This window comes from Pseudomonas phoenicis, from assembly GCF_047302395.1.
Classification (GTDB): domain Bacteria; phylum Pseudomonadota; class Gammaproteobacteria; order Pseudomonadales; family Pseudomonadaceae; genus Aquipseudomonas.
The window spans coordinates 1,369,258-1,383,681 of sequence record NZ_CP154852.1 but is presented as its reverse complement, the minus strand read 5'-3'; the positions used below and the strand labels follow the sequence as shown (position 1 = coordinate 1,383,681).

General features: G+C 69.2%; 9 protein-coding genes. All 9 read left to right on the top strand.

What is annotated here, in order from left to right; all coding sequences use genetic code 11:
* Positions 1 to 2 precede the first annotated feature (2 nt).
* The 9 genes from tssK to AA0Z93_RS06245 are packed head-to-tail and all read left to right on the top strand — an operon-like array spanning position 3 to position 14,385.
* Entirely contained in the window at positions 3 to 1,337 is a 1,335-nt protein-coding gene (gene tssK, locus AA0Z93_RS06285) for a type VI secretion system baseplate subunit TssK (protein ID WP_413045912.1), read from the top strand.
* A gap of 6 nt (positions 1,338 to 1,343) precedes the next feature.
* Positions 1,344 to 2,645, top strand: coding sequence for a DotU family type VI secretion system protein (locus AA0Z93_RS06280; protein ID WP_413045913.1), 1,302 nt, complete (start codon positions 1,344 to 1,346; stop codon positions 2,643 to 2,645).
* Positions 2,642 to 6,151 (top strand): type VI secretion system membrane subunit TssM, encoded by a 3,510-nt coding sequence (gene tssM / locus AA0Z93_RS06275; RefSeq protein ID WP_413045914.1) that lies wholly within the window; start codon positions 2,642 to 2,644, stop codon positions 6,149 to 6,151. Before AA0Z93_RS06280 ends, tssM begins: the two co-directional genes overlap by 4 nt.
* On the top strand, positions 6,148 to 6,807 hold the full coding sequence (gene tagF / locus AA0Z93_RS06270) for a type VI secretion system-associated protein TagF (protein ID WP_413045915.1): 660 nt from the start codon (positions 6,148 to 6,150) through the stop codon (positions 6,805 to 6,807). Before tssM ends, tagF begins: the two co-directional genes overlap by 4 nt.
* On the top strand, positions 6,804 to 7,532 hold the full coding sequence (locus tag AA0Z93_RS06265) for a PP2C family protein-serine/threonine phosphatase (protein WP_413045916.1): 729 nt from the start codon (positions 6,804 to 6,806) through the stop codon (positions 7,530 to 7,532). Before tagF ends, AA0Z93_RS06265 begins: the two co-directional genes overlap by 4 nt.
* Positions 7,529 to 10,675, top strand: a complete 3,147-nt coding sequence (locus tag AA0Z93_RS06260) for a serine/threonine-protein kinase (RefSeq protein ID WP_413045917.1) — start codon at positions 7,529 to 7,531, stop codon at positions 10,673 to 10,675. The genes AA0Z93_RS06265 and AA0Z93_RS06260 overlap by 4 nt, the downstream gene beginning before the upstream one ends.
* The gene (locus AA0Z93_RS06255) at positions 10,672 to 11,388 is read left to right on the top strand and encodes an ABC transporter ATP-binding protein (protein WP_413045918.1); all 717 of its coding nucleotides are present in this window, start codon (positions 10,672 to 10,674) and stop codon (positions 11,386 to 11,388) included. The genes AA0Z93_RS06260 and AA0Z93_RS06255 overlap by 4 nt, the downstream gene beginning before the upstream one ends.
* Positions 11,385 to 12,590 (top strand): FtsX-like permease family protein, encoded by a 1,206-nt coding sequence (locus AA0Z93_RS06250; RefSeq protein ID WP_413045919.1) that lies wholly within the window; start codon positions 11,385 to 11,387, stop codon positions 12,588 to 12,590. Before AA0Z93_RS06255 ends, AA0Z93_RS06250 begins: the two co-directional genes overlap by 4 nt.
* The gene (locus tag AA0Z93_RS06245) at positions 12,583 to 14,385 is read left to right on the top strand and encodes a formylglycine-generating enzyme family protein (RefSeq protein WP_413045920.1); all 1,803 of its coding nucleotides are present in this window, start codon (positions 12,583 to 12,585) and stop codon (positions 14,383 to 14,385) included. Before AA0Z93_RS06250 ends, AA0Z93_RS06245 begins: the two co-directional genes overlap by 8 nt.
* Positions 14,386 to 14,424 lie beyond the last annotated feature (39 nt).

The following is a 14,424-nucleotide window of genomic DNA, read 5'->3' as shown; positions in this document are numbered from 1 at the left end:
TCATGTCCTGGAACAATCGTGTCGTCTGGTCGGAAGGCATGTTCGTCACCACTCAGCATTTCCAGCAGCAGGACCGCTACCTGGAGAACTTCGTCGATGCCCGCAGCCGGCCCTTGCAGGCGGCGGCCTGGGGCTTTTCCGAGCTGCTCGTCGACCAGGGCCTGCTGAGCCAGGGCAAGCTGGCCATCCTCAGCGCCCGCGGCCTGCTGCCGGACGGCACGCCCTTCGACATCCCCCGCGACGACCTGCCGCCGCCGCCTCTGGAGATTCCCGAAGACCTGCGCGACGGTGTGGTGTACCTGGGCCTGGCGCTCAAGCGCGCCGGCGCGCGCGACACCGTCGAGGCCGGCGAGCCGATGGAAGGTGCGCGTTACGTCAGCCGCGTCAGCGAAGTGCGCGACGACAATGCGCCATTCGAGAACCGTGCCGCCCTAGCCCTGGGCAGCCGCGCCCTGCGCCTGCTGCGCGAGGAAGACGGCCTGAGCGACCACGCCGCGCTCGGTGTGGTGCGCATCCGCGAACGCCGCGCCGACCGTGCCCTGGTGCTCGACGAGCGCTACATTCCACCGTTGCTCGACGTGGCCGCCAACACCCAGTTGTCGGGCTTTCGCAGCGAGCTGCTGGGCTTGCTGCACCAGCGTGGCGAGGCACTGGCCGGCCGCGTGGTGGCCTCGGCCAATGGCGGCGCCTCGGAAATCGCCGACTTCATGCTGCTGCAACTGGTCAACCGCGCCCAGCCGCTGATCGAGCACCTCAACCAGTTGAGCCCGGTGCACCCGGAACGCTTGTACAGCGAACTGCTGGCGCTGGCCGGGGAGTTCGCCACCTTCACCCGCGACGCACGGCGCCCGGACAGTTTCCCGATGTACCAGCACGACGACCTGCTGGCCACCTTCACGCCGGTCATGACCGCGCTGCGCGAAGCCCTGTCGATGCTGATCGACAGCAAGGCAGTGGCCATCCCCATCGTCGAAAAGGCCTACGGCATCCACGTGGCGATGCTGGCCGACCGCAGCCTGCTCGACAGCGCCAGTTTCATCCTCGTGGTGCGTGCCGACGTGCCCAGCGAAACCCTACGCAGCCGCTTCGGCCAGCAGAGCAAGATCGGTGCGGTGGAAAGCATCCGCGATCTGGTCAACCTGCAACTGCCGGGCATCGGCCTGCTGCCGCTGCCGGTGGCGCCACGGCAGATTCCGTTCCATGCCGGCTCCACCTACTTCGAGCTCGACCGTGGCAGCGAGCACTGGCAGATGCTGCAGAACAGTGGTGGCTTCGCCTTCTACGTGGCAGGCGATTTCCCAGGTTTGAGCCTGGCCTTCTGGGCCATCCGAGGATAAGCACCGATGCAGCCCGACGAGCCGAGCGGCAACGACCGCACCCAGTTCATGCCGCGCCCCGGTGGCCGTGCGCCGCAACCGGCCCACGCCGCGCCGGCCGTGCCCCTGAGCATGCCCGGCGAGCCGCTGGCGCCCGGCCAGGGCGAAGGCCTCAACCCGCTGGAGCAGGCAGCCGGCCCGCTGCTGAGCCTGCTCACGCGGTTGCGCAACACCCTGGCCCATCCGGCCCCGGCCAGCCTGCGCGCGCAGTTGCTGGCCTACCTGCGCGAGTTCGAAGCCCGCGCCGAAGCAGCCGGGGTGCCGCGCAACGAAGTGCTGCTGGCGCGCTATGCGCTGTGCACCGCGCTCGACGAAGCGGTGCTGAGCACGCCTTGGGGCAGCAGCAGCGACTGGGGCAAGCAGAGCCTGCTGATCACCGTGCACAACGAGGCCTGGGGCGGCGAAAAAGTGTTTCAGCTGCTCGAGCACTGCCTGCAAAGCCCGCGTGAGCGGCTCAACCTGCTCGAATTGCTGTACCTGTGCACCAGCCTCGGCTTCGAAGGCCGTTACCGGGTCATGCCCGGTGGCCGCGCCCAGCTCGACGCCCTGCGCGAGCGCACTGCGGCGGCGATCCGCGGTGCCCGTGGCGAGGCCGAGCGCGAGCTGTCGCCGCATTGGCGCGGCGTGATGGCCAAGCGCGATCGGCTGGCGCAGTTCGTGCCGGCCTGGGTCGCGCTGGCCAGCGCCCTGGCCTTGCTGCTGCTGGCACTGCTCGGTCTGCGCCTGATGCTGGCCTCCGACGCCGAGCCGGTGTTCCGTGGCATCCACGCCTTGGGCGAGATTCCGGTACAGGCCATGGACCGCCCGGTGACCCAGCCCAAGCCGATCGAACGGCCGCGCCTGGCCGGCTTCCTGGCCGAGGACATCAAGGCCGGCCGGGTAGCCGTGGAAGACGCGGTCGACCGCTCGGTGGTGACCATCCGTGGCGACGAACTGTTCGCCAGCGCCAGCGCCAGCATCAAGGGCGACTACCAAGCTTTGCTGACGCGTATCGCCGCCGCAGTGGACAAGGTCAAGGGCGACGTGCGCATCACCGGCCACAGCGACAACCAGCCGATCGCCACGCTGCGTTTCCCGTCCAACTGGGCACTGTCCCAAGCTCGCGCCGAGGAAGTGCGGGCCATGCTCGCCGCGCGCACCGGGCAGCCCGAACGCTTCACCGCGAAGGGCTTGAGCGACACCGAACCTTTGGCCTCCAACGCTACCGCGCAAGGGCGGGCGAAGAACCGCCGGGTTGAAATCACTGTTCTGGCGGAGGGTGTGGAGTGAAGGCGTTGTTCGGATTCGTGGTGCGTTGGCTCGTGCCCCTGCTGGGTCTGGTGGCGCTGAGCCTGCTCATTTGGTTCGTCGGCCCGCTGTTCGACGTGCTGGCCAGCCCTGCGGCGCGCTGGACGCTGATCGGCCTGCTGTTCGCCGCTTGGCTGGCCTGGCGTGTCTACGCCATCGTCAAAGCCCGGCGGCAGGCGGCCAAGGTGTTGCAAAGCCTGGCTGCACAGACCCCGCCAGACCCTGCCAGCGCGGCCACTGCCCAAGAGCTGAGCACTCTGCGCCAGCGCATGGACGAGGCTCTGGCGCTGCTGAAGAAGGCGCGCCTGGGCGGCGATGAGCGGCGCAACCTGTACGAGCTGCCGTGGTACGTGATCATCGGCCCGCCGGGTTCGGGCAAGACCACCGCGCTGGTCAATTCCGGCCTGCATTTCCCCCTTGCCGCGCAACTGGGCGAAGGTGCCATCCGCGGCGTGGGCGGCACCCGCAACTGCGACTGGTGGTTCACCGACCAGGCCGTGCTGCTCGACACCGCCGGGCGCTACACCACCCAGGACAGCCATGCCCAGGTCGACAAGGCAGCCTGGCTGGGCTTTCTCGACCTGCTGCGCCAACAGCGCTCGCGCCGGCCCATCGACGGCGCGTTCATTGCCATCAGCCTGTCCGACCTGCTGTTGGCCAGCGAGGCCGAGCGCGCTGCCCATGCCGCGGCGATCCGCGCCCGCATCCAGGAATTGTACGAACGGCTGGGAGTGCGCTTCCCCATCTACCTGATGCTGACCAAGCTCGACCTGGTACCCGGCTTCATGGAGTTCTTCGACAACCTGGGCAAGGAAGAGCGCGCCCAGGTCTGGGGCATGACCTTTGCCCTCGACGACGACGGCGGAAAGGGCGAAGGCCCGCTGGGGCAGTTCGCCGGCGAGTTCGCCTTGCTCGAACAACGCCTCAACCAGCGCCTGATCGAGCGCCTGCAGCAGGAGCGCGACCCCAGCCGACGCGATCTGGTATACGGCTTCGCCCAACAGTTCGCGGCCTTGCGCGGCAGCCTGGAACGCTTGCTCGACGGCGTGTTCAAGCCCAACGCCTTCGAAACCCGCGCGCTGCTGCGCGGCGTGTACTTCACCAGCGGCACCCAGGAAGGCAGCCCCATCGACCGGCTGATCGGCAGCATGGCGCAGAGCATGGGCCTGGACCGCGCGCAACTGGCGCGCCAGAGCGGCAGCGGACGCAGCTATTTCATCCAGCGCCTGTTCAGTGACGTCGCCTTCGCCGAGCGTGGCCTTGCCGGCAGCAACCCCAAGGTCGAGCGCAGGCGACGTTGGCTGACCCGTGGCGCGCTGGCCTTGAGCGTGCTGCTGGTGCTGGTGGTCGGCACCTTGTGGGCCTTGAGCTACCGCGCCAACCAAGCCTACATCGCCCAAGTCGAACAGCGTCTGCAACCGGTGGGGCAGAGCGTGCAGGCCCTGAGCCCGGCGCAGCGCAGCGTGCTCGACGTGTTGCCGCTGCTCAACGCCGCGCGCCACCTGGCCGACGATCCGCCGGCCTGGGCCAAGGGGCTGGGCTTGTATCAGGGCGACATGCTCGAAAGCGAATCGGCCAGCGTCTACCGCAAGCTGCTGATCGCGGTGTTCGCGCCGCGTCTGGTGACGCGCATCGAAGAGCAACTGTACGGCGCGCAGTCGTCGGACTACCTCTACGAAGGCCTCAAGGCCTATCTGATGCTCGCCGACAGCGACCATTACGACGCCGACTTCATCAGGGCCTGGGTGCTGCTGGACTGGGAGCGCGCCTTGCCGCGCGACCTGGCCCCCGAACAACGCCAGGACCTGCAACGGCACCTCGATGCGCTGTTCGAGCGGCGCCCGCCCAATGCACGGCTCGACCAGCATCTGATCGACGATGTGCGCCGGCAGTTGCAGCAACTGCCGGTGGCCCAGCGCGTGTACGACCGGGTCAAGCGCCAGCCGTTACCGCCTGGGGTGAGCGATGTGCGCCTGAGCGAAGCGGCCGGGCGCGATGCCGCTCTGGTGCTGCGGCGCAAGAGCGGCAAGCCTCTGGGCGAGCCGTTGCCGGGGCTGTTCACGGTCAAGGGCTACCGCCAGGCGTTTCTCGCCGCCAGCCTGGCGCAGAGCACCACCCTGGCCGAAGAGCGCTGGGTGCTGGGCCGCGAGATCAGCGATGCCGGCGATGCCAAGCGCCTGGCCGACGATGTGCGCCAACTCTATTACCAGGACTACATCCGCCAGTGGGACGCCTTGCTGGCCGATCTCGACGTAGTGCCGGTGACCAGCGTCGCGCAGGCCGCCGACGTGCTGCGCGTGCTCTCCGGCCCGGCCTCGCCGCTGAAGAAGCTGTTGCAGACGGTGGCCGTGGAAACCAACCTGCAACAGCCCGACGCCCTCGACAAAGCCAAGACCAAGGTCGAAGAGGCCGGGGTCGATCAGTTGCGCCAGCGCTTGGGCGGTCTGCTCGGCGAGGCACCGGCTGCCGATGCGCCGGCCCAGGTGGCGCCCCGTGACCCGGTCACCGAGCACTTCGCGCCGCTGGCCGCATTGGTCGAGGGCGGCGAAGGCGGGGCGGTGCCCATCGACGGTCTGCTCACCGACCTCAACGCCCTGTACGTGCAGGTCAGCGCCATGGTCGGCGCCAGCGGCGATGCGTTGCTGGGCGAGGCCAAGAACCAAGCCCAGGCCGCGGCGCAGCGCGTCTCATCGGGCGCGGCGCGGCAGCCGCAAGTGGTCCAGGACATGGTCGGCTCGGTGGTCGGTTCGACCAACGCGGTGGTCATGGGCGGCGTGCGCAATCAGCTCAATGCGGCCTGGAAGAGCGAGGTGGTCAACGTCTATCGGCAGTCGCTGGGCGGGCGTTATCCGCTGGCGCCCGGCAGTAGCCAGGACGCCACCCTGGAAGACTTCGGCCTGTTCTTCGGGGTCGGCGGGGTGATGGACAACTATTTCCGCAAGTACCTGCAACCCTACGTCAACAGCAGTACCTCGCCGTGGAGCTGGCAGCCGGGTGCGGCGCAGAAGCTGGGCATCAGCGCCAACGTCCTGGGCACCTTCCAACGTGCGGCGAACATCCGCGACGCGTTCTTCCGCAACACCGGCAGCACCCAGCCGCTGGTGCGCTTCGAGCTCAAGCCGGTGGCCATGGACGCGTCCATCACCCAGTTCCTTCTCGACCTCGACGGCCAGCAGGTCAGCTACGACCACGGCCCCAGCCGGCCGGTCGCGGTGCAATGGCCGAACAACAACGGCATCGGCGTGGTGCGTTTGTCGATCACCCCGCCTGCGGCCAGCGGCCGCTCGGGCAAGACGCTGGAGGGGCCATGGGCCTGGTTCCGCTTGCTGGAGCAGTCCGACCTGGTCAGTGCCGGCTCCCCGGAGCGCTTCAATCTGCGCTTGCGGGTCGACGGCCTGAGCGTGTCCTACGAGCTGCGTGCAAGCAGCGCCTTCAACCCGTTCCGCGCCCGCGTGCTGAACGGCTTCAGCCTGCCGGAGCGTTTGTGAGCGGAGTGGGTTTCTACGGCAAGCTGGCCTGCCGCGGCGACTTCGTCAGCCGCGGCCTGAGTGCGAGCTTCATCGAACCCTGGGACCAGTGGTTGGCCGCTGGGCTACAGACCTGCCGCCGGCAGTTGGGCGAAGCCTGGCTGGAGGCCTACCTGGTCAGCCCGTTGTGGCGTTTCGCCCTGGCGCCTGGCGTGTGTGGGCCGCAGGCGATGGTGGGAGTGGTGATGCCAAGCATCGACCGGGTGGGGCGCTATTTTCCCCTGACCGTAGCGCAATCGTTGGGCCCGCAGGCCTCGTTGGCCGCCGTGGTCGGTGGCCACGATGACTGGTTCGAGCGGGCCGAGGCCTTGTTGCTCGCCAGCCTCGAATCAGACGCGAGCTTCGAAGCCTTCATCGCAGCGGTGGATGCCCTGGGCGTGTTCGACGTGCCGGCGCGCATCGTTGCGCAGACAGTACCGGGCGGCCTCGAACGGCTGCCGGCCGAGCAGCCTCAGACGCGCACACTGGCCCTGGCCGAGGCTGCCTGCATTGGCATGAGCCTGTGGTGGGGGCAGGGCTCGGCGCGCATCGCGCCGGGGTTGATGCGTTGCGCGGGGTTGCCGCGCAGTGAAGATTTCGCCGGGTTCATCCTGGGTAAAGAGGCAGCGTGCACATGACCGCCCTGCAGTACACCGCGGCCAGCTACAGCCACACCGGCATGGTTCGCCAGATCAACGAAGACGCCTGCCTGGAGCTGACCGCCGAAGGCCTGTGGGCCGTGGCCGACGGCATGGGCGGGCATGCGGCGGGCGACTACGTCAGCAGCCTGACGGTCGACAGCCTGCGCCACCTGCCCACCGCGTACGACCTTGACGCGCGCACCCAGGCGCTGCGCGACAGCCTGGCCCAGGTCAACTGCGCGGTACGCGCCGAAACCCTGCGCCGCGGCGTGCGCCTGATGGGCAGCACCGTGGTGGTGCTGAGCGTGCAGGGCGATCGGGGTGTGGCCCTGTGGGCCGGCGACAGTCGTTTGTACCGCCTGCGCGGTGGCCGCCTGCAGCGCCTCACCCACGACCACAGCTACGTGCAGGAATTGCAGGACAGCGGCCTGCTGAGCGAGACCGAGGCCCGCGAGCACCCACGCGGCAACATCATCACCCGTGCCATCGGCGTACAGGAGCGATTGGAGTTGCAGAGCGTGGAACTGCACATCGAGCGCAACGACACCTACCTGCTGTGCAGCGACGGCCTTACCCGCACCGCCGAAGACGACGAGATCGCCGGCGTGCTCGGCCACCCCGACCCCTACCAGGTGGTGCGCAGCCTGGTACACCTCGGCCTGACCCGCGGCGCGCCCGACAACATCACCGCCATCGTGATCAAGGCAGGCACCGGCCGATGACCTCCGACATGCACATCCCCGGCTTCGACATCGAGGGCGAGATCGGCCAAGGCGCCATGGCCAGCGTGTACCTGGCGACCCAGCGTTCCTTGCAGCGCAAGGTGGCGCTCAAGGTCATGGCCGCGAGCCTCGCCCAGGACCCGACCTTCTGCGAGCGCTTCCTGCGCGAGGGCCGCACCCTGGCGCGCTTGTCCCATCCGCACATCGCCACCATCCACGACATCGGCAACGTCGGCGACCTGTACTACATGGCCATGGAGTTTCTGCCCAGCGGCACGCTCAAGGAGCGTCTGGACGCCGGCCTGGCCCCTGAAGAAGGGCTGCTGTACGTACGTCAGATCGCCCAGGCGCTGGGCTATGCCCACAGCGAGGGCCTGGTGCACCGCGACGTCAAACCGGCCAACATCCTGTTCCGCGCCGATGGTACGGCGGTGCTGTCGGACTTCGGCATCGCCAAGTCGCTGGACGACCGTACCCAGTTCACCCAGGCCGGCTTCGCCGTCGGCACGCCGAGCTACATGAGCCCCGAGCAGGCCCGAGGGCTGGACATCGACGGCCGTGCCGACCTCTATGCGTTGGGGGTGGTGCTCTACGAACTGCTGGCCGGCGAGCTGCCCTATGCCGGCGTGGACGCTTTGTCGACCGCGCTGGCGCACCTCACCGAGCCGCTGCCCGAGCTGCCCGTGCGCCATGGCCGCTACCAGCCGATCCTCAGCCGCCTGCTGGCCAAGTCGCCTGACGAACGCTTCAGCGACGCCGCCGCGCTGCTGGCGGCGCTCGACCGTCTGCCGGTGCAGGACGATGGCGCCACGGTGTTCCGTCCGCTGAGCGCCCACGAGGCGCTGGCACCCTTGACGCCGGAAGGCATGGCGGCGCAGGTGGCGGCCGCTTCGGCAGGCATGGCCGCGAATTCGCCTCAAGCCGACGCGGCTGCACCGCTGACACCCGGATACAGCCTGGACAAGCCGGCCGCGCCGTCCGGCAATGCCTCCGCCACGCAAAATCCTGCGTCGCTTGCGTCCGCGGTGGGCAAGCGCGGTCCGGCCGACTGGAGCACGCCGTCGCCGTCCGGCCCCGCACCTGCCAGCGCTGCGCCCAAGCCTGCGCGCAAGGCGTTGCTGGGCCTGGCCATCGCCGCCGCGCTGGGCTGCCTGGCCGCCGGCGGTTACTGGCTGCTGCGCGACACGTCCGAACCCGCGCCACCAAGCACCGCCCAGCCTGCCCAAAGCACCGCCACGCCCTTGGCCGACGCCGATGCCGAAGGCGACCGCCCGCTGCTGATGCCTGGCAAGAAGACCCTGTTCCAGCGCGTGCTGAGCAAGCCCGACGCACGCCTGGTCGATGCGCCCGGGGCCAGCGACGGCAGCGTCGTGCCGGCGTTTTCCGTGCTGTACGTCTACCAGCGCAAGACCGTCGACGGCCAGCCTTGGGTACAGGTGGGCGCGGCCAGCGACGGGCAGCGCGAAGGCTGGATCGCCGCCGATCGGTTGAGCGACTGGAAGCAGAGCCTGGTGCTGACCTTCACCGAGCGCTCCGGGCGCGCGCCGTCGATGTTCCTGCGCCAGGCCGACGACGTGCAGCGTCTGCTCGACGCGCCGCAGCAGGCCGAGGCGGTGCTGGCCAAGGCGCAGAGCACGCCCGAGCAAGTGCCCGAGGTCATGGCCCTGGAGCCTGTGACCAGCGCGGTGGCCGCCAGCCAGTTCTACCTGATGCCGATCTTCGACTTCCGCGAGAGCTTCGACGCCAACGGCCAGCCCGTGCAATTGCTCAACATCGCCTCCATCGACCCTGGCAGCGGCGCCAGCGGTACGCGCGAACCTGCGCCCGCTGCCACGGCAAGAGCCGTCAGCGCCGCGCCGGCGGGCGACAATGCCTTCCGCACCGGCATCGTCCTGGTGGTCGACACCTCGGTGTCGATGCAGCCCTACATCGACCGGGTCCGCCAGGTGGTCAGCGAACTGCAAGGGCAACTGGCCGCCCGTGGCGAGCTGGACAACGTAAGCTTCGGCCTGGTGGGCTTTCGCAACAGCGTAGAGCGCACACCGGGCCTGGAATACCTGAGCAAGACTCTGGTCAGCCTGGAACAGGGCCGCGATCCGGCGCGCTTCCTGCGCGCGGCCAGTACGGTCAAGGCCACCACGGTGTCCAGCCAGTCTTTCAACGAAGACGCCTTCGCCGGCGTCATGCAGGCCGTCGAAGGCATGGACTGGTCCGGCTACGGCGGGCGCATCGTGCTGCTGGTCAGCGACGCCGGGGCGCTGCGCAAGAATGATCCATTCAGCAGTACGCACATGAACGAAGCCGAGGTGCGCCAGGCGGCGCTGAGCAAGCAGATCAAGGTCTATGCCCTGCACCTGCGCACCCCGGCCGGCGCCAACAACCATGCCAGCGCCGAAACCCAGTACCGGGTGCTGACCGCCGACGCCAACCCGCAGATCGGCGACCTCTACGTGTCGGTGCCCGGGGGCGACGTGACGCAGTTCGGCGAGCGCGTGCGCGAGATCGGTTCGACCTTCGCCGAGTTGGCCCACCAGGTGCGCGAAGGCCAGGCGCAAGCCGCGCCGCAACTGGGCGCCGCGCCGAGCCTGGCAGCCAAGACCCAGGCCATCGGCTACGCCATGCACATGGATTTTCTCGGCCGCCAGCATGCCAGCCAGGCGCCGCAACTGGTCAGCGCCTGGACCGCCGACCGCGACCTGAGCAACCCGGCGCTGCCGGCCCTGCAAGTGTGCGTGATGCTGACCAAGCTGCAGCTCAACGACTTGCAGCAGTCGCTCAAGCTGATCGTCGACGCCGCGCGCAAGACCCGCAGCTCGCCCGGCGACTTCTTCAACGAGATCGCCAGTGCCAGCGCCTACATGAGCCGCGACCCCGGCGCCCTGAAACAAGGCGCCAACCTGGCTGCCAGTGGGGTGCTGGGCGAGTATCTGGAGGGCCTGCCGTACCGCAGCAAGTCGTTGAGCATGACCCAGGAGCTGTGGCTGTCGCTGTCGGTGGCCGAACAGGAGGACTTCATCGACGAGCTCGACTCGAAGATTCGTCTGTACGAAACCTTCCACAACGACCTCGGCAACTGGGTCCGTTTCGGTAACGCGGCACCGGGCGATGCCTTGTACCGCGTGCCGTTGTCGACCTTGCCATGATCGCCGTGCGCCAGTTGGGCAAGCGCCGCGGCGACGGCGAGCAGCGCTTCACTTTGCAGGTCGAGCGGTTGCACCTGAGCGCCGGCCAGGCGCTGGCCATCGTCGGCCCCAGCGGCTGTGGCAAGAGCACTTTGCTCGACCTGCTGGCCTTGACCCTGGCCCCCGACACGGCGGCGACCTTCGACTTCGCCCCGGCAGGCGTTGCGTACGACGTGGCGGCGCACTGGCGGCAAGGCCGGCGCGACCGGCTGACGCAATTGCGCAGCCGCCACATCGGCTACGTGCTGCAAGCGGGCGGGCTGCTCGGTTTTCTCGATGTGCGCGGCAACATCGCACTGCCCCGGCGCCTGTCGGGGTTGCCCGCCGAGGGTGGCGTCGAGCGGCTGGCCCAGGACCTGGACATCCACGAACTGCTGGGGCGCTATCCCGACACGCTGTCGGTCGGGCAGCGCCAGCGCGTCGGCTGCGCCCGTGCCTTGGCCCACGGGCCACAGCTGCTGCTGGCCGACGAGCCGACCGCAGCGCTGGACCCGGTCAATGCCCAGCGCGTCATGCACCTGTTGCTGCGCCAGGTGCGTGCGCAGGGCATCGCCTGCGTGGTCGCCAGCCACGACGAAGCCTTGATGCGCGAAGCGGGGCTGACGGTGGTGCGCATCGGCTGCCAGCGCGATGCCGACGGCGGCGTCACCGCGCGCCTGGAGCCGGTGCCATGAGGCGCTTGCGGCTGATCGCTGGTCTGGCCTGGCAGGACTACCGCCGCGAAGCGCGGCTGTCGGCCTGTCAGGTACTGGCCCTGGTGGCGGTGGTCGCGCCGCTGCTGGTGCTGTTCGGGCTCAAGTTCGGGCTGGTCGGCAGCCTCACCGAACGGTTGCAGCGCGAGCCCTCGGTGCGCGAAATCATTCCCTTGGGCGGTGGCCGCTTCGATGCCGATTTCATCGCCCGGCTCGCCGAGCGCCGCGAGGTGGCTTTCGCCATCGCGCGCACCCGGCAGATCGCCGCCACCGCCGATTTGCTGGTGCCTGGGGCCAAGCGCGGGGTGACCGCCGAAATGCTGCCCACCGCCGAGGGCGATCCGCTGTTGCAGGGCTTGGCCGCGCCGACCGAGCTGCATCAGGTGGTGCTCAGCTTTACCGCCGCGCAAACCCTGGGTGCCCAGGCCGGCACCGCGCTGCGTGCCAGCTTCGGCCGCCAGCGCAACGGCGAGGTGCAGTGGCAGGGGCTGACCTTGCAGGTGCAGGCGGTGCTGCCCTTGAGCGCGTTCGAGCGCGACGCGCTGTTCGCACCCCTGGCGCTGCTCGAAGCGGTCGAAGACTACCGCGACGGGCGCGCCGTGCCGGCCTTGGGTTGGCTGGGGCAGGACCAGGACGCCGATGCGCCACGGGTGTATCCGGCGTTTCGTCTGTATGCGCGCCAGCTCGACGACGTCGAGCCGCTGCGCCAATGGTTCGCCGCCCGCCAGCTGCTGGTCTCGACCCAGGCCGCGCAGATCGCCCAGGTGCAGTCGCTCAGCCGTAACCTCGACCTGGTGTTCTGGCTGGTGGCCGCCTTGGCCGTAGCCGGTGCCGTGGCGGCGGTGGCGGCCGGCGCGGTGGCGGCGGTGCAGCGCAAGCGCCGCGAGCTGGCGGTGCTGCGCCTGCTGGGGCTGGGCACCGCGGCGCTGCTGCTGTTCGTGGTGGCGCAAGCGCTGTACAGCGGCCTGTTGGCGGCAGGCGTGGCGGCGCTGCTCTACGCGCTGGCCGAGCGCGGCTTGAACCACCTGTTCGTGCAGGCGCCGGGCGAGTACGCCAGCCGTCTGCTGCCTGTGCATTACGCCATCGCCCTGGCCGCCGTGCTCGGCGCCAGCGCCTGCGCTGCGGCCCTGGGCGGCTGGCGCGTGGCGCGTATCGACCCTTCGCAAGGAATCCGAGATGTCTGAATGCCGTATGCGGGCCATGGCCCTGCTGCTCACCGCCTTGGGCTTGAGCGCCTGCTCGCCGGGCGACGAGGCCCAAGCGCCGAAGGTCAAGACCGCGGCCGCCACGTCATCGGCCTCGGCGACAACGCCGGGCGCCGCGGCGCCGGCCGTGGACGGCGAAAAGCTCGACAACCCCAAGCCCTTGCCCGATGACATCAGCCTGCCGCTGCCCTGTGGCGGGCAGATGGTGTTCCGTCACGTCTACGTATTGGCCGAGGGCACCCTGGACGACCGCGAGGTCAACCTGGGCTACCCGTTCAGCGAAGGCGAGCCGGGCTACAAGCAGTCGTTCATTTCCGGCTACCGACGCGACTTCATCAACGGCCAGTTCAGCCTCGACGACCTGGCGCCGCAGTGGCGCAAGCGCATCGGCGCCAGCCTGCCGAGCCTGGAAGCCGGCAGCCCGCTCAAGCCGATGATGTACTTCATCGGCAAGTACGAAGTGACCGCTCGCCAATACGCTCAGGTCATGAGCCAGGCGCAGTCGCTGGCCAGCGGCGCGCCGGCCCCGGCCTGCGAGGCCGACGGCGGCATGGCCGGGCGCCTGCCCAAAGTCGACTTGTCGCGCTTCGAGGCCGAGCGTTTCTCGGCGGTGTACAGCGCCTGGCTGCTCAAGCATCACCGCGACCTGCTGCCGGTTAGCGGGCGCGGACAGAATGCCGAGGAGGGCGGCATCGGCTTCGTCCGCCTGCCCACCGAAGTGGAGTGGGAGTTCGCCGCCCGCGGCGGTTCGGCGGTCAGCCGTCAGGACCTGGAAGGGCGGCTGTTCCCGCGCAGGCTCGAAGGCAGCGACAGCGACGGCCCGCTGGCCGACTGGGCAGTGTTCAACCAGGTGGCCGGCGGTAGCGGCCAGGCCGCGCGGCTGATGCCGATCGGCACGCGCCAGCCCAATCCGCTGGGGCTGTTCGACGTCATCGGCAACGCCGCCGAGATGGTGCAGGAGTCGTTCCAGTTGGTGCATGCCGGGCGTCGCCAAGGCGCCTATGGCGGTTTCGTGGTCAAGGGCGGCAACTACCTCGAAGGCGAGGGCACGCTGTTCACCGGCATGCGCCGTGAGTACCCGCTGTTCGCCGCCGACGGCAGCGAGCAGCACAACGCCACTACCGGTTTCCGCGTCGCCCTCGGCGCGCTGTCGGCGCCGCGCTCGCGTTACCCGGAACTGTTCGAGCAGTGGCAGAAGGAGGGCCGGCTGGCCAACCTGACCGACGACATCCAGGCCGCCGACGATCCCACCCAGCGCCTGGACAGCATCATCGCCGCCACCACCGACCCGCGCTTGCAGGCCGAGCTGGGCGTGGTCAACGAAGAGCTCAAGCGCACCGTGTCGCTGATCGCCCGCCAGCGCGAGGACGCCGCCGGCAATCTGATCCAGTCGGCCGCGTTGGTGGCCGAAACCATCAACAACTACAACATCCGCCTGAGCAACATGCGCAAGAGCCAGGCCGACGCCCGGGCCGCCGGCGACCAGCCTACCGCGCGCATGTTCGGCTTGGCCATGAACAACGGGCAGACGGCACTCAACGGCGCCGTGGCGATCTACATCGACAACCTGGCCAGCGGCACGCGCTACACCGATGCCGTGATCCAGGCCCAGTTCCAGCGGGTCAAGGCGGAGTTGGCCCGCAACCCGGTGCTGGGCAAGAGCCTGACCGCGCGCGCGACGCTGTTCGTCAAGCACGTGGGCGAGTACCGGCAGAACCGTCGCGCGGACCCGGCGACGGTGCTCAAGGAGCTGTTGGCGTCGGCCACGCGCTGACGTGCAAGGACCGTGTCATTGAAAGGAACACCGGTCGGC

Coding starts and splice junctions, on each gene's coding strand:
- tssK (WP_413045912.1), top strand. CDS start 3: ATGTCCTGGAACAATCGTGTCGTCTGGTCGGAAGGCATGTTCGTCACC.
- AA0Z93_RS06280 (WP_413045913.1), top strand. CDS start 1,344: ATGCAGCCCGACGAGCCGAGCGGCAACGACCGCACCCAGTTCATGCCG.
- AA0Z93_RS06265 (WP_413045916.1), top strand. CDS start 6,804: ATGACCGCCCTGCAGTACACCGCGGCCAGCTACAGCCACACCGGCATG.
- AA0Z93_RS06260 (WP_413045917.1), top strand. CDS start 7,529: ATGACCTCCGACATGCACATCCCCGGCTTCGACATCGAGGGCGAGATC.
- AA0Z93_RS06255 (WP_413045918.1), top strand. CDS start 10,672: ATGATCGCCGTGCGCCAGTTGGGCAAGCGCCGCGGCGACGGCGAGCAG.
- AA0Z93_RS06250 (WP_413045919.1), top strand. CDS start 11,385: ATGAGGCGCTTGCGGCTGATCGCTGGTCTGGCCTGGCAGGACTACCGC.
- AA0Z93_RS06245 (WP_413045920.1), top strand. CDS start 12,583: ATGTCTGAATGCCGTATGCGGGCCATGGCCCTGCTGCTCACCGCCTTG.